This is a genomic window from Cyanobium sp. Lug-B (assembly GCF_024345635.1).
Classification (GTDB): domain Bacteria; phylum Cyanobacteriota; class Cyanobacteriia; order PCC-6307; family Cyanobiaceae; genus Cyanobium; species Cyanobium minutissimum.
Genome location: NZ_JAGQBM010000037.1, coordinates 1 through 20,245, shown reverse-complemented (window position 1 = coordinate 20,245; position 20,245 = coordinate 1). Strand labels below are relative to the sequence as shown.

Genomic DNA, 20,245 nt, shown 5'->3' with positions numbered 1-20,245 from the left:
CCCTCAGCCCCCCGGGCGGGCGGGGGTGTCGTCAGCACAGCTGCTGCTGCGCACCTCCAGGTCCTGGCGCAGGATCGGATCCAGCTTGCCCTTCGGTACCCCGGCGGCCAGAACCTTGGCCCGGGCGATGTCCCGGCAGGCCGCGGTGGTGTTGCCGGCCAGGGTATGCAGCAGGAAGCGCTCGTTGAGGGGCCCGGGATCCTTGGGGAAGGCCGCCACCACCCGGTCGCACTGGCTCAGGGCCCCGGGCAGGTCCTCCAGCTTCACGGTCCGCAGGCAGTCCTCCCGGGTGATCGGCCGCTGGGGAAGGGGCTCCTCGGCACAGCCGCCCAGCAGCAGGATCAGCAGCAGGCCCAGGGGACGGGCGGCGGCTTGCAGGCGGGCCCGCTCAGTTGTAACGCTCACTCCGGGTCATGCCGCTGCCACCAGCCTTACCACCGCCGACGACCGAGATGGAGGTGGGGCCGGGTTCCGGGCTGGCCGCGGTGCTGCCGGAGGTGCGCGGCGTAAACAGTTCTCCCAGGAAGCGGCCGCAGTCGGGGAAGGTGCCGGGGTTCTGGACCACGGCCTCGGTGATCATCACCGCCGCGTGTTCGGGGGAGGTCTTGAACAGGCCGGCGCTCTGGCGCTTGATCAGGGCATAGGCGGCGTTCCAGCTCACCTCGTGGACGTTGCCGTTGTTGCGCATGAAGCAGTACACCTGGGCCCCCTTGCCCCCGGGACCCTCGATGTCATTGCCGGCGCGGGCGCTCTGGGCGGTGCCGGCACCGCCCAGCAGGACGGCCGCCGCCGCCAGGACGATCGGGCCCAGTCGGTGATGGAGAGAGTGGCGTGTGGCCATCGGACCGGAAGGGAAGAACGAGGTGGCCCAACGTATCGACCCCAGCGGCTCTGTCCAGGGCGGTCAGCCGCCCGGTGGGGTGGCGGTCGCCGGCAGCACCAGCCGCACCACCAGGGGGAGGATCACCAGCACCGTGATCAGACGCACGGCGTGCAGGGTGGCCACGGCCGCCCCGACGCCGAACTCGGCGCCGACCAGGCTCATGCCGCTGATGCCCCCCGGGGCCGCCCCCAGCAGGGCCACCACCGGATTGACGCCCATCAGCCGGCTGCAGCCCAGCCCCACCACCAGCCCGGTGAGCACCAGGGTGACCGTGATCAGAAGGGCCGGCCGCCACAGCTGGCGCAGTTCCAGCAGGGCCGTGCCGGTGAGGCCCGTGCCGATCACGGTGCCGATGCCGATCTCCAGCAGGGTGCGGGTGCCGACCGGCCACTGGGCCACCTCCAGCCGCCCCGTGACGCTGACCAGGGCGGCCCCCAGCAGGGCGCCGGCCAGGGGGGCCGCCGGGATGCCGGTGCGCAGGGCCAGCAGACCGCCGGCAAGCCCCGCCAGCGCGTACATCAGCAGATGCCAGGCATGGTTCATCCGACGTTGGGCCCGATCCACAGGACCCACTCTGGGAGATCCGTGCCACAGGTGCTTGAGGGGGTGCTCCGGGTGTGTTGTCATGCGGCACAGCCCAGTCGCTTTCCCCGCCATGGCCCCCGCCTCGGTGTCGTTCCGCATCAGCCGCAATGCCGAAGATCTCGCCGAAACCATCCATGCCCTCTCCCAGCGTCTGGTGACCCTGGAGCAGCGCCTGGCGGCGGTGGAACTGCAGGCCTCCAACCAGGCCAGGCCGGACCCCCAGGAGCTGGCCAGCCTCGACAACGTCGAGCGGCTGCTGCAGGACTGCCGCCACCTGCTGGAGATCGGTGCCCCTTCCGAAGCGCCCACCGCCTCCGAGGCGCCCACCGCGTTCGACAGCCAGGAGGACGTTGCTTACCCCACCGCGGCCTGAATCGCGGCCCCCTGGTCAAGGGTGTCAAAATGAAAAGAAAGCGGGTCATGGCCTTCCCCACTTCCCCTTACCAGTCATCCTCAGTCGCTCTGCACGGCCAGGGAGCCGCCCCACGGGCCTCCAGCCCAGCGCCCCACTGCCAGCTCCGCACCCATTCCCAGGAAGAGGGCGATCACCAGCTCGAGAAGCTGGAATTCGCCCTCGCCGTCGCCCTCACCCGGGGCGACCTGCAGCGCTCCGACCAGCTGCGCTCCCAGATCGCCGCCCTGGGCGGCAATCGGGAGGAGCCGGGCACCTGAGCCGGCCGACCGCCGGCGCCGAGCGCCATCAACGATCCGTCGCTGGGTGCAGAGAGATCGTCTCTTTTCCCCCGCTCTTCTGACCCCGCGGGACAGACTGTTACTGTTTCCCGTAAGATGTAAACAGAAAAGGGGCCGTTGGATGCCGACAGGCCCTTTTACCTGTTTTCGAAGCTGCGAAATCTTCGCCGGTCATGATCGTTGCCAGCCCACCGACCCCCGTCACCTTGACGCTGGAAATGCCCGCACGGCCAAGGTCCGGCGTGTCACCCCTGTCCGATCCGGCCGCGCGTCAGCGTCTGCTGCTGCAGGCGGCGGCACTGAATGAGCAGGCCCGTGTGGCCGCCAGCGAAGGGGATATTGAAGGGTCCGCCCGGGCGATTCTGCAGGCCCTCGACTGCGAGCGCCGGGCCGGCGGTCTTGGACTGCAGGTGCTGCAGCTGATCAAGCCCCGGGCCTGATTCCCGACCCCGGGATGGGATGGCCAAGGAGGGCAGGCTTCACCTCTGCCGTTGGTTTCCATCCCTGGGTTCCAGTAAAAAGAGGTCCAAAGCCGCACAAGCAAAGCCGAGGCCCGGTAAGCCCGGAGTGAAAAGAGTGGGCCAGATGTCAGGCTTGAGCGTTAAATCCTGAACTGGCTGATCAAGCGGGTGACCGGACTCGAACCGGCGACGTTCAGCTTGGGAAGCTGACATTCTACCACTGAATTACACCCGCGTTATTTCACTCCCAGCTTCACCTTAGCAAGGCTCCGGTCACCACCCCGGGGTCCGGAGCCCCGGGGAAGGCTGGTCAGGGATGGGCGGGCACGAACCCCGCCCCGCCAAGCCCCCCCGCCCCGTTGGCCAGCGGCTCAGCCGGCCAGCGCCGCCGCCGCCGCCGCCACCCCAGCGCCGATCGGAGCCTTGGCCAGCCCAAGGTCCTGCAGGGTGGCCTCGATGGCCGCCACGGCGGTGAGCACGTCGCGGTCGCAGACGAAGCCCAGGTGGCCGATGCGGAACACCTTGCCCTTGAGGTGGTCCTGGCCGCCGGCCAGCAGGATGTCGAACCGTTCCTTCACCTGCTTGCGCAGGGCCTCGGCATCGATGCCCTCCGGCGCCACCGCCGTGATCGCCGGGCTGCCGTGACCCTCGGCCGCATACAGGGGCAGGCCGATGGCCTTCATCGCCGCCTGGGTGGCCCGGCGATGGCGCTCGTGGCGGGCGAAGATCGCCTCCAGGCCCTCCTTCTGCATCATCCCCAGGGCGGCCTCGAGGGCGAAGTAGAGGTTGATCGCCGGGGTGAAGGGGTTGCTGTCGTCGTCGGCCGCCTTGCGGTACTTGCCCAGATCCAGATAGAACTTCGGCAGATCGGAGCGCTCGTAGGCCGTCCAGGCCCGCTCGCTCATGGCCACGAAGCTCAGGCCCGGCGGCATCATGTAGCCCTTCTGGGAGCCGGAGCCCACCACGTCCACGCCCCAGGCGTCCATGGGCACGTCGCAGGCCCCCAGGCTGGTGACGCAGTCGGCGATGGTGAGGGCCGTGCCGTGGGCCTTCACATGGCCGGCGATGGCCTGCAGGTCGTTGATCACCCCGGTGGAGGTTTCCGAGTGGGTGAGGATCACCCCCCGGATCTCCTTGGCGGTGTCGTCCTCGAGGGCGGCGCGGAAGGCCTCCGGATCAAGGGGCTGGCCCCACTCCGCCTTGATCACCTCCACGTTCAGCCCGTAGGCCTTCGCCACCTTCACCCAGCGTTCGCCGAACTTGCCGTTGTCGCCGCAGAGCACCTTGTCGCCGCGGCTGAGGGTGTTGACGATCGCCGCCTCCATCGCCGCGGTGCCGCTGCCGGTGATCACCAGCACGTGGCCCTTCGTCTGGTGCAGCCACTGCAGCTGCTCGGTGGTGCGGCGCACGATCTTCTGGAAATCGCCGCTGCGGTGGCCGATCGGATGGCGGGCCATGGCCTGCAGGACGGTCTCCGGCACCGGGGTGGGGCCGGGGATCATCAGAGTGAGCTTGTCCTGCATGAGCGGTGGGGAACGAAGGAGCGCGGGCCCGGCGAAGGCAAGGCGATCGACCACCATAAAAAACAGCGTTCCCGCCGGCCATCGATTCCCTGCGCCCCCCCTCCGCGGCCCCGCGGGGCTTCACCCTGCCGGTGTGGCTGGCGGCCGCGGCCCGTGCCGCCCTCGGGGCTCTGCAAGGGGAGCCCTTCAACGCCGCCGTGTCCCTGGAACTCCTGCAGCCGCCAGGGGTGGTTCCGATCCCGGTGCGGGCCGCCGCGCCGCTGGGGGACGGTCTGGCCCTGGGGGAAAGCTGCTGTGATCCGGGTGAGGGGCTGGACCTCACCCGCGGCCTGGCGGTCTGGGTGCTGGCCCGCTGGCTCCCGGGTGACGGGCCCTGGCTGCAGTTGGAGCCCGGCGAGGGGGTGGGGGTGCACGGGGCGACCGGGGAGGCCTGCCTCTCCGCCTATGCCCGGCAGCTGCTGGAGGCCAACCTGCGGCCCCTGGTGCCCGCCGGCCGCCGCCTGGGGCTCACCCTGGTGCTCCCCGCCGGCCGCCGCCTGGCGGAGCGCACCAGCAACGCCGCCTTCGGGGTGGTGGACGGGCTGGCCCTGATCGGCACCCAGGCCGAGGTGCAGGCCGGCGCCGACCCGGACCAGCTGGCCCGCACCCTGGCGGCGTTGGCGACGCGGATGGCCGCGCCGGGGGCCGGCGGCGACCTGGTGCTGGTGATCGGCGAGAACGGCCTCGATCTGGCCCCCCGGCTGGGCCTGCCGCCGGAGCTGCTGATCAAGGCGGGCAACTGGCTCGGCCCCGTGCTGGTGGCGGCCGCCGAGGCGGGGGTGGAGCGGCTGTTGCTGTTCGGCTACCAGGGCAAGCTGATCAAGCTGGCCGGCGGCATCTTCCACACCCACCACCACCTGGCCGACGGCCGTGCCGAGGTGCTCACCGCCCTGGCCGCCCTGGAGGGGGCCGGTGGCGCCACCCTCGCGGCCCTGCACGGGGCCGCCACGGTAGAGGCCGCCCTGGCCGGGCTGGAGCAGGCCGATCCCGACCTGGCCGGACGCCTGCGGGCCCGGATCGCCGCCGCCATCGAGAGCCGCTGCCGGGCCTACCTGGCCAGCCATGGCGCCCCGCCGGCCGCCGTGGGGGCGGCCCTGTTCGACCGTCAGCGCCGGCTGCGGGTCTGCGGGCCGGTGGGGGCGGCGCTGATGGAACGCTTCAGGGGCGCGACCTAGGGTGCTGGCACCGATCACCGGGCCCAGGCCCAGGCCTCCTTCGAGCCGATGTCCCAAACGACGCAGACCGCACCACCGGGTTCGGAACGGGACCATGCCAGCGGTTCCCGCCGTCACCCGGCCATCGTCATCCTGGATTTCGGCTCCCAGTACTCCGAGCTGATCGCCCGTCGGGTGCGGGAAACGGAGGTCTTCTCCCTGGTGATGGGCTACACCACCAGCGCCGCGGAACTGAAGGCCCTCCAGCCGAAGGGAATCATCCTCAGCGGCGGCCCCAGCTCCGTCTACGAGGAGGGGGCCCCCACCTGCGACCCAGGCCTCTGGGACCTGGGCATCCCGGTGCTGGGGGTCTGCTACGGCATGCAGCTGATGGTGCAGCAGCTGGGGGGATCGGTGGTGGCCGCCGGCCGGGCCGAGTACGGCAAGGCGCCGCTGCACGTCGACGACCCGGTCGACCTGCTCACCAACGTCGAGGAGGGCTCGACGATGTGGATGAGCCACGGCGATTCGGTGGAGTCGCTGCCGGAGGGCTTCGTGCGCCTCGCCCACACCGACAACACCCCCGAGGCCGCGGTGGCCGACCATGCCCGCCGCCTGTACGGGGTGCAGTTCCATCCCGAGGTGGTGCATTCCACCTGCGGCATGGTGATGATCCGCAATTTCGTTTACCACATCTGCGGCTGCATCCCCGACTGGACCACGGCCGCCTTCATCGATGAGGCCATCGGCGAGGTGCGTGCCCAGGTGGGCGAGAAACGGGTGCTGCTGGCCCTCTCGGGCGGGGTGGATTCCTCCACCCTGGCCTTCCTGCTGCACCAGGCGATCGGCGATCGCCTCACCTGCATGTTCATCGACCAGGGCTTCATGCGCAAAGGCGAGCCGGAGTTCCTGATGGATTTCTTCGATCGCCAGTTCCACATCAATGTGGAGTACATCAATGCCCGTGAGCGGTTCATCTCCAAGCTTGCCGGCATCACCGATCCGGAGGAGAAGCGCAAGATCATCGGCACCGAGTTCATCCGCGTGTTCGAGGAGGAGAGCCGTCGCCTCGGCCCCTTCGACTACCTCGCCCAGGGCACCCTCTACCCGGATGTGATCGAGAGCGCCGGCACCAACGTGGACCCCAAGACGGGCGAGCGGGTGGCGGTGAAGATCAAGAGCCACCACAACGTGGGCGGGCTGCCGAAGGACCTGCAGTTCAAGCTGGTGGAGCCGCTGCGGCGTCTGTTCAAGGACGAGGTGCGCAAGGTGGGCCGCAGCCTCGGGCTGCCCCAGGAGATCGTCGGCCGCCATCCCTTCCCAGGCCCCGGCCTGGCGATCCGCATCCTGGGGGAGGTCACCGACGACAAGCTCGACATCCTGCGGGACGCTGACCTGATCGTGCGGGAGGAGGTGCGCGATGCCGGCCTCTACAACGAGATCTGGCAGGCCTTCGCCGTGCTGCTGCCTGTGCGCAGCGTCGGGGTGATGGGCGACAAGCGCACCTACGCCTACCCGATCGTGCTGCGCTGCGTCTCCTCCGAGGACGGCATGACCGCCGACTGGTCGCGGCTGCCCTACGACCTGCTGGAGCTGATCTCCAACCGCATCGTCAACGAGGTGCGGGGGGTGAACCGGGTGGTGCTCGACATCACCAGCAAGCCCCCCGGCACGATCGAGTGGGAGTAGGCGGGAGTGCCGGGCTGGCCCGCAGGGGCCGGCTTCGATAATCTCGGCACCCGGCCGTTCGCTCCGTGCCTCCCGTCTCCCCCGCCGTCGCTGGCAGCCCTGCCGGGGCTGAGCAGGACCCCCAGATGCACCGCCGCCTGCAGCAGGACAGCATCCTGCTGGCCGGCAAGACCATCTTTCTCAACCCTTTCCTCTACTGGCGTCGTTTCGATGCCAACACCGACCGCTGGCTGCGGGAACCCGGCCAGCTGCCGGAGGAGCAGATCCGCAGCAACCGGTTGCGCTTCTATCCCGAGGTCGACTGGGACGCCCTCGATCCGGCCGACCTGGCGATCAAGGAAGGGGCGGTGGAGATGTTTCTCAAGAGCCTGGAGCTGATCAGCACCTTCAACCCCGACCTCAGCGCCGGCCACCTGCTCGAGGTGGAGCGCAAGATGGCCGTCACCAAGAAGAAGGCCTTCGAGCGCTGGGTGGCCCGGGCCCTCGACCGCCGCGGCAAGGAGAGCCTCAGGGAGCGGCGCCGCTTCGACCGCGACCGCTGGCTGCGGGGCTGGATGGAATGGCTGTCCCTCGAGGGCACCCGCCAGGCGCTGCTGCCCTTCAGCGTGCTGCTGGTGCTGGCCGTCGGTGGCGGCTGGTGGCTGGGCAGCACCCGCTTCTGCGGCCAGGTGATCGTCGATCCCGGAGTGCAGCGACCCGCACCCTGAGCGGGGCCGTCCCACACGTCAGACTGGAAAGCCCGGTCCGGGTTCCGACGTCATGGCTGCCGATCCCCTCGATTCCCTGCGCCTGGCCCTGATGCAGGACGTGCTGCCGGTGGGACTGGCGGTGGTGGAGCGGGTCCGCAAGGGGGGCCCGGCCGAGGTGCTCGCCGCCTTCGACGGCACCAGTGCCGATCCCCTCGGTCAGCTGCGCCAGGAGGGGGAGCCCGCGGCCAGCCAGGTGAGGGAGAACCTGGATCGTTTCCAGCCCGGCCTGGGCAACCCCGTGATGAAGGTGGAGGTCCGCGACGTCGGTCCCGAAGAGGGCTCCGCTGGCCCGTTCCCCGGGGCCGCCCCAGCCGCCTGGGACGCCCCCCCGCCACCCAACCCGGCGGATCCGGCCGAGCTGCTGGCGGCCCTGGAGCGGATCGAGACGCGCCTGGCCCTGCTCCAGAGCCGACTCGGCTGATGGTGCGCGCTGCCGGCGGCGGGGTCGGGGCCGGCTCCACCCGCCACACAGGGACCGGCCACCAGGCCGCCCTGCTGCTCACGTTCATGCTGCTGGTGCTGGCGGCGATCCTCGGGCGCCTCGCCTGGCTCCAGCTGCTGCATGGGGCCGAGAACCGGGCGATGGCGGACGAGAACCGGATCCGCCTGCTGCCGCGCAATCCGGTGCGGGGCCGCCTGCTGGATCGCAAGGGGCGGGTGCTGGCCACCAACCGGCTCACCTACAACCTCTACCTCCAGCCCCTCCAGGTGGACGACCGTGGCTGGCCCGGGCTGCGCGACCGGCTGGCCGGCCTGCTGGCGATCCCCGCCGACCGGCTTGAAGCCGCGCGGAAGCGCGGCGCCAACGCCCAGGGGTTCCGGATTCCCCTGGCCCTCTCGCTCACGCCGGTGCAGGTGCTGCGCTTCCGGGAGCAGGCCGGGTCGCTGCAGGGGGCGGAGGTGTCCGAGGACGTGCTGCGGGCCTATCCCGACGGCAGCCTGGGGGCCCATGTGATGGGTTACACGAGCAGCATCACCGAGGAGGAGTACGCCGCCCTCAAGGACCACGGTTACCGCATCAGCGATCGCATCGGCCGCAGCGGGCTGGAGAAGGTCTACGAAACCCACCTGCGCGGCGAATGGGGCGGCCAGCAGCTGGAGGTCAACGCCGAAGGCCAGGTGCAGCGGGTGCTGGGGGACAAGCCCGCCAAGGCCGGCAAGGATCTGCGCCTCACCCTCGACCTTGACCTGCAACGGGCGGCGGAGAAGGCCCTCGATGGGGTGCGCAAGGGGGCGATCGTGGCCATGGACCCCCAGACCGGCGCCGTGCGGGCGATGGCCAGCCGGCCCAACTTCGATCCCAACATCTTCTCCGACGGCCCCACCACCGCCCAGTGGAACGCCCTCAACCGGCCGGAGGCGCCGATGCTGAACCGGGCCTTCCAGGGCTTCCCGCCGGCCAGCACCTTCAAGGTCATCACCACGATCGCCGGCATCGAGTCCGGCAAGCTCAACGAAACGTCCACCGTGCCGACGGTGGGCTCCTTCTGCTACTACGGCCAGTGCTACGCCGACCACGGCTCCTTCGGCAGCATCGGCTTCCCCTTCGCCCTCGGGGTGAGCAGCAACAGCTTCTTCTACAAGGTGGGGCTGATGGTGGGCCCCGATGAGATGTTCAAGGCCGCCCGGCGCATGGGTTTCGGCCGCCGCACCGGCAGCGAGCTGTCCGCCGAGGAATCCCCGGGACTGCTCGGAGACCCGGCCTGGAAGAAGGAGGTGTTGGGCGAACCCTGGACGCCGGTTGACACGATCACCTCCTCGATCGGCCAGGGGGCGGTGACCGTGACGCCGATCCAGATGGCCCGCCTCTATGCCGCCGTGGCCAACGGCGGTTGGCTGGTCACCCCCCACCTGGTGGAACGCGACTACCCCCGGACGTGGATCGGCCTGAAACCGGCCACCCTGCGGGTGCTGCATGCCGGTCTGCGCCAGGCGGTCACCAGCGGCACGGCCACCATCCTCAACGACCCCAGCCTGCCGCCCGTGGCCGGCAAGACCGGCACCGCCGAGGATCCGCCCCGTCCTGATCATGCCTGGTTCGGCGGCTACGCCCCGGCCACCGGTAAGCCCACCCTGGTGATCGTCGCCTTCGGCGAGAACTCCGGCGGCTACGGCGGCACCGTGGCCGCTCCGATGGTGAAGGCCCTGATGACCGTCTGGTTCCGCGGCGTCAAGCCGCCGGTGGTGGCCCGGCCGGGCTGAGGACCCTCAGGCGGCCTGGGGCAAACGGCCCTGCTGGAGCACCTGGCGGTAGTAGCCCTGCAGCTGGGCGGTGGCCCCGGCCCAGCCCCAGCGCTCGGCCTCCTCGCGGGCGGCCAGACGCAGCTGGCGGCGGGCCGCCGGATCCCCCAGCAGCCGCTGCACGGCCGTGGTCAGGCTGGCGGGCTGGTCGGGGTCGTAGAGGCAGCCGTTGACGCCGTCGCTGACGATGTCGGGGATGCCGCCCCGGTTGGCCCCCACCACCGGGCAGCCGGCGGCCATCGCCTCCAGCAGCACCAGACCGAGGGTTTCGGTGCTGGAGGGGAACAGGAAGGCGTCGCCGCTGGCGTAGGCCGAAGCCAGCTCCTGGCCGGCCAGATAGCCCACGAAGGTGGTGGCGGTGCCGTCGAAATGGCGCTCCAGCTGCTGACGGTGGGGACCGTCGCCCACCAGGGCAAGCCGGGCCTGGGGCATGGCTTCGAGCACCGGCCGGATCCGTTCGATCTGCTTCTCCGCCGAGAGCCGGCCGATGTACAGAAGCAGATGGCCGGTGTCGTCGTGGCCGCCGTGGAGCCGCTCACGCATGGCGCCGGAGGCCAGTTCGGGGCGAAACAGGTCGGTGTCGACGCCCCGCTGCCAGAGGGCCGTGTGCTGGATGCCCCGGGCCGCCAGCTCATCGACCATGGCGGTGGAGGTGCAGAGGTTGAGCTGGGCCTGGTTGTGGGCGGCCTTGAGCAGTTCCCACAGCAGGGGCTCCAGCATCCCCATGCCGTAGTGCTCCAGGTACTTGGGCAGATGGGTGTGGTAGCTGGCCACCAGGGGCAGGCCGCGGCTGCGGGCCAGCCAGATGCCGCCCAGCCCCAGCACGGCCGGATTGACGACGTGCACCAGATCGGGGCCGAAGCGGTCCAGGGCCTCCGAGACCGCCGGCCGCGGCAGGGCCAGCTTCAGTTCGGGGTAGAGCGGCAGCGGCATGGCCGGCACCCCCACCACCCGGGCCCCCATGTAGCCATCGGGAGCGCCCTCGGGGCAGAAGATCAGCACCTCGTCGCCGGCCAGCACCAGCTGCTGCACCGTCTTGGTGAGCCGCGTGACGATGCCGTCGACCTTCGGCAGGAAGGTTTCGGTGAAAAAGGCGATCTTCACGGGGGGGAGATCAGGCGAAGGCCTTGATCGCTTCGGCCTGACGCTGGGTCCAGGCGGAGAGGCAGGGGATCTTGGAGCGGTCGCAACGGTCGGCCCAGCGTCGGGCCACGTCCACCACCTCGGCCAGCAGGCCGTCATCGAGCGTGGTGGGCTTGAGGCCCAGCTCGATGAAGCAGCGGTTGTCGACGATCAGATCGTTCTCGATCGCCTCCTTGCGGGGGTTGGGAAGGTAGTTGATCTCGGCGCCCGTGAGGGCCGCCACCTTGCGGGCCAGTTCGCCCACCTGGTGGCTCTCGGTCATCTGGTTGAAGATCTTCACCTTCTCGCCCGGCTCGGGGGGGTGCTCCAGCGCCAGCTGGACACAGCGCACCGAATCGCGGATGTGGATGAAGGCCCGGGTCTGGCCGCCGGTGCCGTGGACGGTGAGGGGGTAGCCGATCGCCGCCTGCATCAGGAAGCGGTTGAGGACGGTGCCGTAGTCGCCGTCGTAGTCGAAGCGATTGGTGAGCCGGGGATCCCGCTGGGTGAGCTCGGTGTTGGTGCCCCAGACGATCCCCTGGTGCAGGTCGGTGACCCGGATCGCGTCGTTCTTGTTGTAGTAGAAGAACAGCAGCTGATCCAGCGTCTTGGTCATGTGGTAGACGCTGCCGGGATCCGTGGGGTGCAGGATCTTCTCGGTGAAGCAGGTGCCGTCCGGCTGGGGCACTTCCACCGTCAGGTAGCCCTCCGGGATCGTGGCGCCCCGGTGGGACCCGTAGCCATAGACGCCCATGGTGCCCAGGTGCACGATGTGGACGTCGAGGCCGCTGTCGACGATGGCCGCCAGCAGGTTGTGGGTGCCGTTGACGTTGTTGTCGACGGTGTAGCGCTTGGTGGCGCTGCTCTTCATCGAGTAGGGGGCGGCCCGCTGCTCGGCGAAGTGGACGATCGCCGCCGGGCGCTCGCTGCGCAGCAGCTCGAGCAGCCGGTCGTACTCCCGGGCGATGTCGAGGTGCACGAAGGTCATGGCCCGGCCGCCCACCTGTTCCCAGGCCCGCAGGCGGTCCTGGATCGTGGCGATGGGCGTCAGCGACTCGACGCCCAGGTCGATGTCGATCTTGCGACGACTCAGGTTGTCGACAATGACGACGTCGTGTCCGGCTTCCGCCAGGTTCACGGCACAGGGCCAACCACAGAAGCCGTCGCCGCCGAGAACGAGAACCTTCACCCCAGACTCCTGAACGAGCAGTTGCTCAGACGGGCAAGCTACTACAGGCCTCAGAGGCCTAGCCCTCAGCTGATGCCGGCCGCCACCGCCACCATCACGGCCACCAGCACCAGGCCGCCGATCAGCAGCATCCGGTTGGCGCCGCTGGTCTCGCCCGCCTCCTGGAGCACCATGCGGGGCTCCTTGGCGAAGGCGTTGAGCTTGCCGCCGTCTTCTTCGGTGACCTGCATGGCTGGGGATCGGTTTGCGGCAAACCCTATGGAGCGGGCCGGCGATCGGCCCGATCGTCAATGGTTCGTCACACGCCCCTCCAGGGGAGAACTGGCCCGGGCCTCGGCCCGCTGCGGCAGCCGGCCCGCCAGCAGGGCGGTGCGACCGGCTTCGGTGGCCAGGGCCATCGCCCGTGCCATCGCCGGCGGGTCCCCCGCCAGGGCGATGGCGCTGTTGATCAGCAGGGCGTCGGCGCCCATCTCCATGGCCTGGGCGGCCTCACTGGGCACCCCCAGCCCCGCATCCACCACCACCGGCACGCCGGCGTTCTCGATGATCAGGGCGATGTTGGCGGCGTTGCGGATGCCCTGGCCCGAACCGATCGGCGACCCCAGCGGCATCACCGTGGCGCAGCCGGCCTCCTCCAGCCGCTTGGCCAGCAGTGGATCGGCGTTGATGTAGGGCAGCACCGCGAAGCCTTCCTTCACCAGCTGCTCGGCCGCCTCGAGGGTGCCGAAGGGATCCGGGAGCAGGTGGCGGGAGTCGGGGATCACCTCCAGCTTGACGAAATTGTTGTCCTCCTGGCCCGCCAGCCGCGCCAGCTCCCGGCCCAGCCGCGCCACCCGCACGGCCTCCTCGGCGGTGGCGCAGCCGGCTGTGTTGGGCAGCATCCAGATGCGGTTCCAGTCGATCGCCTCCATCAGGCCGCCGTGGCCCGGGGCGCCGCTCTGCACCCGCCGCACCGCCACGGTGACGATCTCGCAGCCACTGGCCTCCAGGCTGGCCTGCATCGTCTCCAGGCTCGGGTACTTGCCGGTGCCGGTCATCAGGCGGCTGCGGAAGTGGCGGCCGGCGATCACCAGATCGTCACGGGAGGTCAGGGGGGCGATGGCGGTCACGGTCGGGGGCCTGCGGCGGACGGGCGCATCCCGATTAGTCTGCCTTCTGCCACTGAGACCCACGCCATGCCGGTGCCCCTGGCCGCCGTGCCCCTGCTGCTCGCCGCCAGCCCGGTCTTCGCCGCCAGCCCGGTGCTTGCCGCCAGCCCCCTGCCGGCGGATGGATTCGTGCCCTTCACGGCCCCCGAGATCCAGGCCATCAACCAGGACGGCGGCACCAACGGCGAAGTCGAGACCTTCGATCCGATCGCCCGGGCCCGGCTGATCGCCGAGCAGATGCCCCGCCGCTGGAGCGGCCGCTACCAGTCCTTCAGCGGCGGGCCCGCCGTGCCCGGCCAGCTGCGGATCGACGGGGCCCCCCCGGTGGGCCCGATGGGGGATCTGCGGGGGGCGGTGGCCGTCGGCGGGGTCGAATCCCCCGTGCAGGGCAACCTCAACGCCAAGTCGGATCAGCTCGACCTGCTGCTGCTGGGGGACCCCCTCGGCGGCGCCCTGGAGCCCGGTGGCGCCTTTCAGAGCGTGCAGGGCCTGTCGCTGAGCGGCTGGCGCGCGCCCCGTCTGACAACCCCAGGCGGCCGGCTGCAGCTGGTGCCGGAGCGCACGGCCCAGGCCCCCGCCGCTGCCGATCCCGCCCCGGTGCGCGGCCTCTGGTGATCCAAGCCGTGGCGCCGGCCACCGGGCCGGCCATGGCGGCGGTAGCCAGGCGGGCCGGTGGGCGTCAGGAGGCCTTGCCCTTCTCGCCCTCCTCCTGGCCACTGCGCCGTTCCAGGATCGCGAGCCGCTTGCGGGCCGTCTTGTTGGTGGCCTCCAGCTCCAGCACCTTCTCGTAGAGGCTGCGGGCCTCGTCGGCCTTCGACTGCTTCTCGAGGGCGAAGGCCAGATTGTTGAGGGCCACCGGGTAGTCGGCCTTGGCCCGCAGGGCCGCCCGGTAGTGACGCACGGCGGCGCTGTAGTTGTTCTGGGCCGCCAGGGTGAAGCCGAGGGCGTTCTCCATCAGGGCCCGCGCCTCGGCAGGGACCTTCTCGGCGTCGGCCAGCTTCAGGGCCTGCTTGAGGTTGCCCTGGGCCTCGGTGTAGAGGCGCTTGCGCAGCTGCACCGAGGCGAGCTCATAGAGGGTGGAGGCATCCCTGGGGCCGCCAGCGGCCTTGTCGTTGCCTCCGAGGCGGGCCAGCGCAAGCTCATCCTGCCGCACCCGCAGGATCTGGCGGCCGACCACGATGGCGGCCACGCCCAGGAGGGCGATCAGGCCGAGCAGGTAGGCCTGGGGCAGCAGATCGGTCATCGGTGCCGGCCGGACGGTCGGGGCTGGGGGGACGGCGTCAGTGGCCTGCCGCGGTGGCCACGGCGGTGAAGCTGGCGGGATCGGCCACGGCCAGCTGGGCCAGCATCTTGCGGTTCAGGCGCACGTCGGCCCGCTTGAGCCCACCGATCAGCTTGCTGTAGCTGAGTCCGTTCATGCGGGCAGCGGCGTTGATCCGGGCGATCCAGAGGCGGCGGAAGTCACGCTTGCGGCGGCGACGGTCGCGGTAGGCATTGCAGAGGGCCTTCATGACCCGCTGGTTGGCGGTGCGGAACAGGCTGCCGTTGCTCCCCTGGAAGCCGCGGGCGAGGCGAAGGATCTTGTTGCGGCGTTTGCGGGCGACGTTGCCCCTCTTGACGCGGGCCATGGGAGGTGAGCTTGGGGTAGGAAACGGGGTGGAGAAACAGGAGGGCGGACGCTCCGAAGGCAGTCCGACCGGACTCAGCCGGCGTAGGGCAGCATCCGGGCCACGTTGTCGTGGTCACGATCGTCAACCACCGCCATCGTCCCCAGGTAGCGCTTGCGCTTGGGGCTCTTGTGATCGAGCAGGTGGTTGAGGAAGGCACGCCGGCGCATGAACTTGCCGGTGCCGGTGGCCTTGAACCGCTTCGCGGCCGCTTTGCGGGTCTTGAGCTTCGGCATCTCGGTAGGCGCAGGCACAAACAAGCACACTACGACGCGGGTGAACCCTCCTCCAACCCCCCCTGCCCGTCGATGTCGCTGCGTCCCCGCGTCCTGCCCCGGCTGCTGCTGGCGGCGGCGCTCCTGTTCCCGGTCGGCTGCCGGGCCGAGCAGGGGCCGCCCGCCCTGACGCCGCCACCCCCTCCGGACGCCCGGTCCCCTGGGGAGACCAGCCTGATGCACTGGCCGGTGGCCCGGCCGGAACCGGTCACGGCGGCCCGTCCGGTGCTGGCGGTGGCCCTGGCGGCCCGCCTGGGTCCGGCGGCAGGAGACGCCCCCGCCGCGGCGCCCCTGCGCCTGCGCAGCAACGAGGGCCTGCTCACCCTGATCGACGCCAATGGCCAGCGCTTCCAGGCGCCCTCCCTGGTGCTGCACTGGCGCCGGGAGGCGCTGCCAGGGCCCGTGGGGCTGCGGCGCCGGGTGCTGGGTCCGTTCGCCAGCTTCGAGAGCGCCGAGCAGGCGGCCGGGTTGTGGCGTTCGGTGGGGGTGGCGGCCGTGATCGCCCGGCCCCGCGAGTGGGAGGTGTGGGCCCCGGTCGGGGCCCCCGACCCCGCTGCGCTGCCCGAGGGGCTGCGCCTGCAGGCGTACGAACGGACGGTCAGCGAGCGCGTCGGCCTGGAGCTGCGCCGGGCCCAGGGGGTGGTGCCCCTGGCCGGGCCGATCCGGGTCGAGGCCCCCGGCGGCCTGCTTTGGAACCAGGGGGTGTACGCCGGCCCCTTCCAGCTGCTGAGTGACGCCCACGGCGGCTGGAGCCTGGTGGAGCAGGTCCCCCTGGAGCGCTACCTGGAGGGTGTGGTGCCCCACGAGATCGGGGCCGGGGTGCCGGCGGCGGCCCTGGAAGCCCAGGCCGTGCTGGCCCGCACCTGGGCGGTGCGCAACCAGCACCGCTTCGCGGCGGACGGCTACCACCTCTGCGCCGACACCCAGTGCCAGGTGTACAGCGACCCGCGCGATGCCGGCGCCGCCGTGCGCCAGGCCATCGCCGCCACCCGGCTGGCCGTGCTGATGGGTGCCGATGGACCCATCCACGCCGTCTACCACGCCAGCAACGGCGGCATCAGCGCCGGGTACCAGGAGGCCTGGAGCGGGCCGCCGGTCCCGTACCTGAATCCCTTCCCCGATGGGCCTGCCCCCTTCCAGGCCCGCTTCCCGGTGCCCCTGGCGGCCGCCGCCCTGCCGACCCTGCTGCGGGACGGCCAGGCGGCCTGGGGGGCCGACCATCCCGTCTTCCGCTGGCAGCGGCGGCTCACGGCTGCCCAGATCGCCACCGCCCTCGGGCCGGGGCGGGCGGTGGGCCGTCCCACAGCCCTGAAGGTGCTGGCGCGGGGCCCCAGCGGCCGGGTGCTGGCCCTGGAAGTGCAGGGAACCGGGGGCCGCACGGTGCTGCGGCTGGATGCGATCCGGCGCACCCTGCGCACCCTGCCCAGCACCCTGTTCACCCTGCGGCCGGAGGGCGAGGGGGTCTGGCAGCTGTCCGGCGGGGGCTTCGGCCACGGGGCCGGGCTCTCCCAGGCGGGGGCGATCGATCTGGCCGGTCGCGGCTGGAGTGCCCGGCGGATCCTGGCGCACTACTACCCCGGCACCTCGCTGCAGCCCCTGGGTGCCGGCGGCGATTCCCCCTAGAGTCACCGCCTGCGTGAGGTTCACCATGGCTGCCGGCGGCAGTGACAGCGGCAGTGGCAGCGATCAACGCCGTGCCAAGGCGGCCCTGTTCCTCGCCTGCTGCGGCCTGGTCGGGATCGCCCCCCACTGGTTGCCGCCGGGCCGCAGCCTGGTGCCGGCCCTCACCCTGGCGACCCTGCTCGGGGGTTACAGCCTCAGGACCGTTCTGCTGCAGGCCTTCCGCCGCAGTCCCAGCGTGGCTCCTGCGGCGGCGGCCCCGACGGCGGACGGCCCGGCCGTCGATGTGGTGGTGGCCGCCCGTGATGAGCAGGCGGTGATCGCCCGGCTCGTGGAGCGCATCGCCGCCCTGCGCTGGCCCCAGGGGCAGCTGACCCTGTGGGTGGTGGATGACGGCAGCGACGATCGCACGCCCGAGCTGCTGGCAGATCTCCAGGAACGCCATCCTTTCCTGCGGGTGCTGCGCCGGCCCCGGGATGCGGGCGGCGGCAAGTCGGGGGCCCTGAACCTGGTGCTGCAGCAGCTGGGCGGCCGCTGGATGCTCGTGCTCGACGCCGACGCCGATCTGCAGCCGGATCTGCTGGAGCGCCTCGTGCCCTGGGCGGAGGCCGGGGGCTGGGCGGCGGTGCAGCTGCGCAAGGCGGTGGCCAATGCCCAGACCAACCTGCTCACCACCGCCCAGGCGATGGAGATGGCCTTCGACGCCATGATCCAGGAGGGGCGTCTGGCCAACGGCGGCGTGGCCGAACTGCGGGGCAACGGCCAGCTGCTGTCACGGGAGGCGCTGCTGACGGTCGGCGGCTTCAACGAGGACACGGTGACGGACGATCTCGACCTGAGCTTCCGTCTGCTGCTCGAAGGTCTGCCGATCGGCGTGCTCTGGGATCCGCCGGTGCAGGAGGAGGCCGTGCTGACCCTGCCGGCCCTCTGGCGCCAGCGCCAGCGCTGGGCCGAGGGCGGTCTGCAGCGCTTCTTCGACTACGGCCCGGGCCTGGTCTCCGACCGGCTCGGGTTCAGCCAGAAACTCGATCTCACCTGCTTCTTTCTGCTGCAGTACGTGTTGCCGGTGGTGGCCAGCGCCGACCTGATCGGCACCCTGCTCACCCGCACGGCCCCCACCATGTGGCCGTTCTCGATCGTGGCCCTGGCCCTCTCGGGCATGGCGATCGCCACGGGCTGCCGCCGGCCGTCGGAGGGTCCCCCCCTGCCGGCGATGAACCCCCTCAGTGCCGGGCTCGGCATCCTCTACCTGGTCCACTGGTTCCTGGTGATCCCCTGGGTGACCCTGAAGATGGCCCTGCTGCCCAAGAAGCTGGTCTGGGTCAAGACCCTGCACCTGGGACAGGACCATGGCGATCCGCTGGCCCCGGCCGACCCCGGCGAGGGGGCGGTGGATTCCGATCCCGAGCTCGCCTCGGAAGCCAGCCATGTCTGAGGGCGCGGCAGCCCACTGGCCGGGCGGGTCGCCATGAGCCGCGGTCGGGGGCCCGGCGAGCGGAAGGAGAGTCCGGCCCCGCCGTCATCGGCACCGCTGGTGTCCGTGATCATCCCCAGTTACAACGCGATTCGCTACATCCAGGACACCATTGCCTCCGTCTATGCGCAGGCGCACCGGCCCCTGGAGGTGATCGTCGTCGATGACGGCTCGACGGACGGTTCGTGGGAGCTGCTGGAGCAGCTTCAGGCCACCACGTTTCCGGAGCTGCTGGTTCTGTGTCACCCGGGTCGTGAGAACCGGGGCGAAACGATCGCCCGGGCCCTGGCGCTGGGCAGGGCGTCGGGCCAGTTCATCGCGGTGCTCGATGCCGACGACCTGTTTCGGCCCGGGAAGCTGGAGCGTCAGCTGCAGGCCCTTGGCCAGCACCCCGATGTCGTGCTCTGCCATACGGCGGTGGAGGTGGTGGGTGACACCAGCCGGTCCAGCTACTTCCAGTCCCATTTCAACAACAACCCCGACGGGCCCTATCGCTTCTCCCATCTCTCCGAGTATCTGATCAGAAACAGGATCTGCAATTCCTCGGTTCTCGTCAGGGCGGAGGCTCTGCGATCGGTGTCCTGGGCGACGAATCTGGTGCTGGGCTTCGGCGACTGGCTGTGCTGGGCTCTGCTGGCCCAGCGGGGGCGCTTTCTGTATCTGGAACAGCCCCTCACCGGTTACCGCGTCCATCCCGATTCCAAGACCACCGCTTTTGTCAGGCACAAGCTGCGGCGGCTGTTCGCCCTGCTGGAGTTCAAGCTGGCCCTGCTGGCCCGACTGGAGCAGCCCGTGCTGGCGGCCAGGGTGTTTCTGTCTCTCTGCGAGACGATTCGACTGATGATCGTCGAGTATCTCTGGGATCCGGCCGGGCACGTCTACGGCAACCCGCCGATCACCATCAACCCGGTCGTGCGCCTGCTGCTGCTCACCGGCAAGGTGGCGCGCTGGGCCGGCCACGTCCCACGGCGGCTGCGGGGTGGCCGGATGTCGTCCTGAGGCCCTCAGGTTCCGGGCCGGTGCGGCCGTTCGCGATCAGAGCAGTCCGGCATCGCCGTTGAGGCCGCTGATCACCTCACCGTTGAAGAACTCGGCCAGGCGCGTGGCCTGGGCATCGATGGCTGCGGGCATGGGCGCCGGCACGGCCGCCGTGGCGGCCCTGGGTTCGTCGGGCTGTTCCCTGGCCGCCGGGGGGCTGGGGGTGGAGGGCCTGGCGGCGGCCGGAGCGGCGGTGGCCGGAGCAACGCTGGCTGTGGTCGTGGCTGCGGCTGTGGCTGTGGCTGTGGTGGGCCGGGCGGAGGAGGCCACGGGTGGGCGGGCCGGGGCCGGTGGAGCCTGGGGGCTGGTCGGCCGGGCGCCGGGGGCGTCGCTCCCCGCCTCCAGGGTCAGCTGGCGCGGGCTTCCCAAGGCGCTGGCCACCGCTTTCTCCAGCAGGGGCAGGCGGCTCTGAACCATGGCCATCCAGGTTCCGGCCACCCGCACCACCGCCCGCCGCTCATCCAGCCGCAGGAGCTGGGCCTGCTGGGAGAGCAGCATCCGGGTGGAGGGGAGTTCCAGCCCGGCGAGGATCTGCTGCCACAGTTCGGCCAGATCCTCGCCGGCGGGCGCCGGTCCCTCCGGGGCGGTCGCCGGATCCGGTGGGGGAGCGGCCGGCACGGTCCCGGCGGTGGCCGCCGGGGCCATGGCCGGGGTCGGATCCGGGGGTGCCGGCGGTGGTGGGGCGGAAGCGGCCG

At 71.0% G+C, this 20,245-nt stretch carries 23 protein-coding genes, 1 tRNA gene and 1 pseudogene; 12 read left to right on the top strand and 13 right to left on the bottom strand.

Annotation, left to right across the window (positions count from 1 at the left end):
- Positions 1–3: 3 nt before the first annotated feature.
- From KBY81_RS10215 to KBY81_RS10205, 3 genes are all read right to left on the bottom strand, one after another.
- Positions 4–405 (bottom strand): hypothetical protein, encoded by a 402-nt coding sequence (locus KBY81_RS10215; RefSeq protein ID WP_106222156.1) that lies wholly within the window; start codon positions 403–405, stop codon positions 4–6.
- Positions 389–841: a DUF6554 family protein gene (locus tag KBY81_RS10210; RefSeq protein ID WP_254971902.1), complete on the bottom strand. Its 453-nt coding sequence runs from the start codon at positions 839–841 to the stop codon at positions 389–391. Before KBY81_RS10210 ends, KBY81_RS10215 begins: the two co-directional genes overlap by 17 nt.
- Before the next feature lie 63 nt (positions 842–904).
- Positions 905–1,510: an AbrB family transcriptional regulator gene (locus KBY81_RS10205; RefSeq protein ID WP_106222152.1), complete on the bottom strand. Its 606-nt coding sequence runs from the start codon at positions 1,508–1,510 to the stop codon at positions 905–907.
- A gap of 28 nt (positions 1,511–1,538) precedes the next feature.
- On the opposite strand from KBY81_RS10205, the gene KBY81_RS10200 reads away from it, so the two are divergent.
- The 3 genes from KBY81_RS10200 (at position 1,539) to KBY81_RS10190 (ending at position 2,601) form a co-directional block, all read left to right on the top strand.
- Positions 1,539–1,841, top strand: coding sequence for a hypothetical protein (locus tag KBY81_RS10200; protein WP_106222150.1), 303 nt, complete (start codon positions 1,539–1,541; stop codon positions 1,839–1,841).
- A 47-nt stretch (positions 1,842–1,888) separates the two neighbouring features.
- Positions 1,889–2,140, top strand: a complete 252-nt coding sequence (locus KBY81_RS10195) for a hypothetical protein (RefSeq protein ID WP_254976417.1) — start codon at positions 1,889–1,891, stop codon at positions 2,138–2,140.
- 263 nt (positions 2,141–2,403) lie between these two features.
- The gene (locus KBY81_RS10190) at positions 2,404–2,601 is read left to right on the top strand and encodes a hypothetical protein (RefSeq protein WP_106222146.1); all 198 of its coding nucleotides are present in this window, start codon (positions 2,404–2,406) and stop codon (positions 2,599–2,601) included.
- Between the two features lie 184 nt (positions 2,602–2,785).
- Here the strand turns inward: KBY81_RS10190 and KBY81_RS10185 are convergent.
- Positions 2,786–2,857: transfer RNA gene (locus KBY81_RS10185), tRNA-Gly, on the bottom strand.
- A 136-nt stretch (positions 2,858–2,993) separates the two neighbouring features.
- On the bottom strand, positions 2,994–4,145 hold the full coding sequence (locus KBY81_RS10180) for an alanine--glyoxylate aminotransferase family protein (protein WP_254976416.1): 1,152 nt from the start codon (positions 4,143–4,145) through the stop codon (positions 2,994–2,996).
- Between the two features lie 89 nt (positions 4,146–4,234).
- On the opposite strand from KBY81_RS10180, the gene cbiD reads away from it, so the two are divergent.
- From cbiD to mrdA, 5 genes are all read left to right on the top strand, one after another.
- Positions 4,235–5,359 carry a cobalt-precorrin-5B (C(1))-methyltransferase CbiD gene (gene cbiD, locus KBY81_RS10175; protein ID WP_106222143.1) on the top strand — a complete coding sequence of 375 codons (1,125 nt, stop codon included), beginning with the start codon at positions 4,235–4,237 and terminating at the stop codon, positions 5,357–5,359.
- A gap of 48 nt (positions 5,360–5,407) precedes the next feature.
- Positions 5,408–7,027, top strand: a complete 1,620-nt coding sequence (gene guaA, locus KBY81_RS10170; RefSeq protein WP_254971896.1) for a glutamine-hydrolyzing GMP synthase — start codon at positions 5,408–5,410, stop codon at positions 7,025–7,027.
- Positions 7,028–7,152: 125 nt separating this feature from the next.
- Positions 7,153–7,734, top strand: a complete 582-nt coding sequence (locus tag KBY81_RS10165; protein WP_106222139.1) for a hypothetical protein — start codon at positions 7,153–7,155, stop codon at positions 7,732–7,734.
- Positions 7,735–7,786: 52 nt separating this feature from the next.
- Positions 7,787–8,197: a hypothetical protein gene (locus KBY81_RS10160; protein ID WP_106222137.1), complete on the top strand. Its 411-nt coding sequence runs from the start codon at positions 7,787–7,789 to the stop codon at positions 8,195–8,197.
- Positions 8,197–9,978, top strand: a complete 1,782-nt coding sequence (gene mrdA, locus KBY81_RS10155) for a penicillin-binding protein 2 (protein WP_254971894.1) — start codon at positions 8,197–8,199, stop codon at positions 9,976–9,978. Before KBY81_RS10160 ends, mrdA begins: the two co-directional genes overlap by 1 nt.
- 6 nt (positions 9,979–9,984) lie before the next feature.
- Here the strand turns inward: mrdA and KBY81_RS10150 are convergent, their stop codons facing one another.
- The 4 genes from KBY81_RS10150 to KBY81_RS10135 form a co-directional block, all read right to left on the bottom strand.
- The gene (locus tag KBY81_RS10150) at positions 9,985–11,121 is read right to left on the bottom strand and encodes a glycosyltransferase family 1 protein (RefSeq protein ID WP_106222133.1); all 1,137 of its coding nucleotides are present in this window, start codon (positions 11,119–11,121) and stop codon (positions 9,985–9,987) included.
- 10 nt (positions 11,122–11,131) lie between these two features.
- The gene (locus KBY81_RS10145) at positions 11,132–12,328 is read right to left on the bottom strand and encodes an NAD-dependent epimerase/dehydratase family protein (protein WP_106222131.1); all 1,197 of its coding nucleotides are present in this window, start codon (positions 12,326–12,328) and stop codon (positions 11,132–11,134) included.
- A gap of 65 nt (positions 12,329–12,393) precedes the next feature.
- Complete coding sequence (gene psb34, locus KBY81_RS10140; protein WP_106222129.1) at positions 12,394–12,558, bottom strand: photosystem II assembly protein Psb34; 165 nt, start codon at positions 12,556–12,558, stop codon at positions 12,394–12,396.
- A gap of 57 nt (positions 12,559–12,615) precedes the next feature.
- The gene (locus tag KBY81_RS10135; RefSeq protein ID WP_396103676.1) at positions 12,616–13,437 is read right to left on the bottom strand and encodes a thiazole synthase; all 822 of its coding nucleotides are present in this window, start codon (positions 13,435–13,437) and stop codon (positions 12,616–12,618) included.
- Between the two features lie 66 nt (positions 13,438–13,503).
- On the opposite strand from KBY81_RS10135, the gene KBY81_RS10130 reads away from it, so the two are divergent.
- Positions 13,504–14,091 carry a hypothetical protein gene (locus KBY81_RS10130; protein ID WP_254976415.1) on the top strand — a complete coding sequence of 196 codons (588 nt, stop codon included), beginning with the start codon at positions 13,504–13,506 and terminating at the stop codon, positions 14,089–14,091.
- A 64-nt stretch (positions 14,092–14,155) separates the two neighbouring features.
- Here the strand turns inward: KBY81_RS10130 and KBY81_RS10125 are convergent, their stop codons facing one another.
- The 3 genes from KBY81_RS10125 to rpmI all read right to left on the bottom strand — a co-directional run bounded on the left by KBY81_RS10125 (position 14,156) and on the right by rpmI (position 15,379).
- Positions 14,156–14,719, bottom strand: coding sequence for a tetratricopeptide repeat protein (locus tag KBY81_RS10125; protein ID WP_254976414.1), 564 nt, complete (start codon positions 14,717–14,719; stop codon positions 14,156–14,158).
- 37 nt (positions 14,720–14,756) lie between these two features.
- Positions 14,757–15,104 carry a 50S ribosomal protein L20 gene (gene rplT / locus KBY81_RS10120; RefSeq protein ID WP_015109852.1) on the bottom strand — a complete coding sequence of 116 codons (348 nt, stop codon included), beginning with the start codon at positions 15,102–15,104 and terminating at the stop codon, positions 14,757–14,759.
- A gap of 74 nt (positions 15,105–15,178) precedes the next feature.
- Entirely contained in the window at positions 15,179–15,379 is a 201-nt protein-coding gene (gene rpmI, locus KBY81_RS10115; protein ID WP_015109851.1) for a 50S ribosomal protein L35, read from the bottom strand.
- 72 nt (positions 15,380–15,451) lie between these two features.
- Between rpmI and KBY81_RS10110 the strand changes: the two genes are divergently transcribed.
- From KBY81_RS10110 to KBY81_RS10100, 3 genes are read left to right on the top strand one after another with little or no spacing between them, the layout of a single operon-like run.
- On the top strand, positions 15,452–17,041 hold the full coding sequence (locus KBY81_RS10110) for a SpoIID/LytB domain-containing protein (protein WP_254976413.1): 1,590 nt from the start codon (positions 15,452–15,454) through the stop codon (positions 17,039–17,041).
- Positions 17,042–17,066: 25 nt separating this feature from the next.
- Entirely contained in the window at positions 17,067–18,473 is a 1,407-nt protein-coding gene (locus tag KBY81_RS10105) for a glycosyltransferase family 2 protein (RefSeq protein WP_254976412.1), read from the top strand.
- A 33-nt stretch (positions 18,474–18,506) separates the two neighbouring features.
- Positions 18,507–19,511, top strand: coding sequence for a glycosyltransferase family 2 protein (locus tag KBY81_RS10100; RefSeq protein WP_254976411.1), 1,005 nt, complete (start codon positions 18,507–18,509; stop codon positions 19,509–19,511).
- Positions 19,512–19,547: 36 nt separating this feature from the next.
- Here the strand turns inward: KBY81_RS10100 and KBY81_RS10095 are convergent.
- Positions 19,548–20,245 (bottom strand): annotated as a pseudogene (locus KBY81_RS10095) (DNA polymerase III subunit gamma/tau); the annotation flags it as partial.

Bases quoted from the DNA above. Each gene is read 5' to 3' on its own strand.
- KBY81_RS10210 (WP_254971902.1), bottom strand. From the start codon at position 841: ATGGCCACACGCCACTCTCTCCATCACCGACTGGGCCCGATCGTCCTG.
- KBY81_RS10205 (WP_106222152.1), bottom strand. From the start codon at position 1,510: ATGACAACACACCCGGAGCACCCCCTCAAGCACCTGTGGCACGGATCT.
- KBY81_RS10100 (WP_254976411.1), top strand. From the start codon at position 18,507: ATGAGCCGCGGTCGGGGGCCCGGCGAGCGGAAGGAGAGTCCGGCCCCG.
- mrdA (WP_254971894.1), top strand. From the start codon at position 8,197: ATGGTGCGCGCTGCCGGCGGCGGGGTCGGGGCCGGCTCCACCCGCCAC.
- KBY81_RS10165 (WP_106222139.1), top strand. From the start codon at position 7,153: ATGCACCGCCGCCTGCAGCAGGACAGCATCCTGCTGGCCGGCAAGACC.
- KBY81_RS10180 (WP_254976416.1), bottom strand. From the start codon at position 4,145: ATGCAGGACAAGCTCACTCTGATGATCCCCGGCCCCACCCCGGTGCCG.
- rpmI (WP_015109851.1), bottom strand. From the start codon at position 15,379: ATGCCGAAGCTCAAGACCCGCAAAGCGGCCGCGAAGCGGTTCAAGGCC.
- KBY81_RS10105 (WP_254976412.1), top strand. From the start codon at position 17,067: ATGGCTGCCGGCGGCAGTGACAGCGGCAGTGGCAGCGATCAACGCCGT.
- KBY81_RS10110 (WP_254976413.1), top strand. From the start codon at position 15,452: ATGTCGCTGCGTCCCCGCGTCCTGCCCCGGCTGCTGCTGGCGGCGGCG.
- psb34 (WP_106222129.1), bottom strand. From the start codon at position 12,558: ATGCAGGTCACCGAAGAAGACGGCGGCAAGCTCAACGCCTTCGCCAAG.
- KBY81_RS10160 (WP_106222137.1), top strand. From the start codon at position 7,787: ATGGCTGCCGATCCCCTCGATTCCCTGCGCCTGGCCCTGATGCAGGAC.
- rplT (WP_015109852.1), bottom strand. From the start codon at position 15,104: ATGGCCCGCGTCAAGAGGGGCAACGTCGCCCGCAAACGCCGCAACAAG.
- KBY81_RS10195 (WP_254976417.1), top strand. From the start codon at position 1,889: ATGGCCTTCCCCACTTCCCCTTACCAGTCATCCTCAGTCGCTCTGCAC.
- KBY81_RS10130 (WP_254976415.1), top strand. From the start codon at position 13,504: ATGCCGGTGCCCCTGGCCGCCGTGCCCCTGCTGCTCGCCGCCAGCCCG.
- KBY81_RS10125 (WP_254976414.1), bottom strand. From the start codon at position 14,719: ATGACCGATCTGCTGCCCCAGGCCTACCTGCTCGGCCTGATCGCCCTC.
- guaA (WP_254971896.1), top strand. From the start codon at position 5,408: ATGTCCCAAACGACGCAGACCGCACCACCGGGTTCGGAACGGGACCAT.
- KBY81_RS10200 (WP_106222150.1), top strand. From the start codon at position 1,539: ATGGCCCCCGCCTCGGTGTCGTTCCGCATCAGCCGCAATGCCGAAGAT.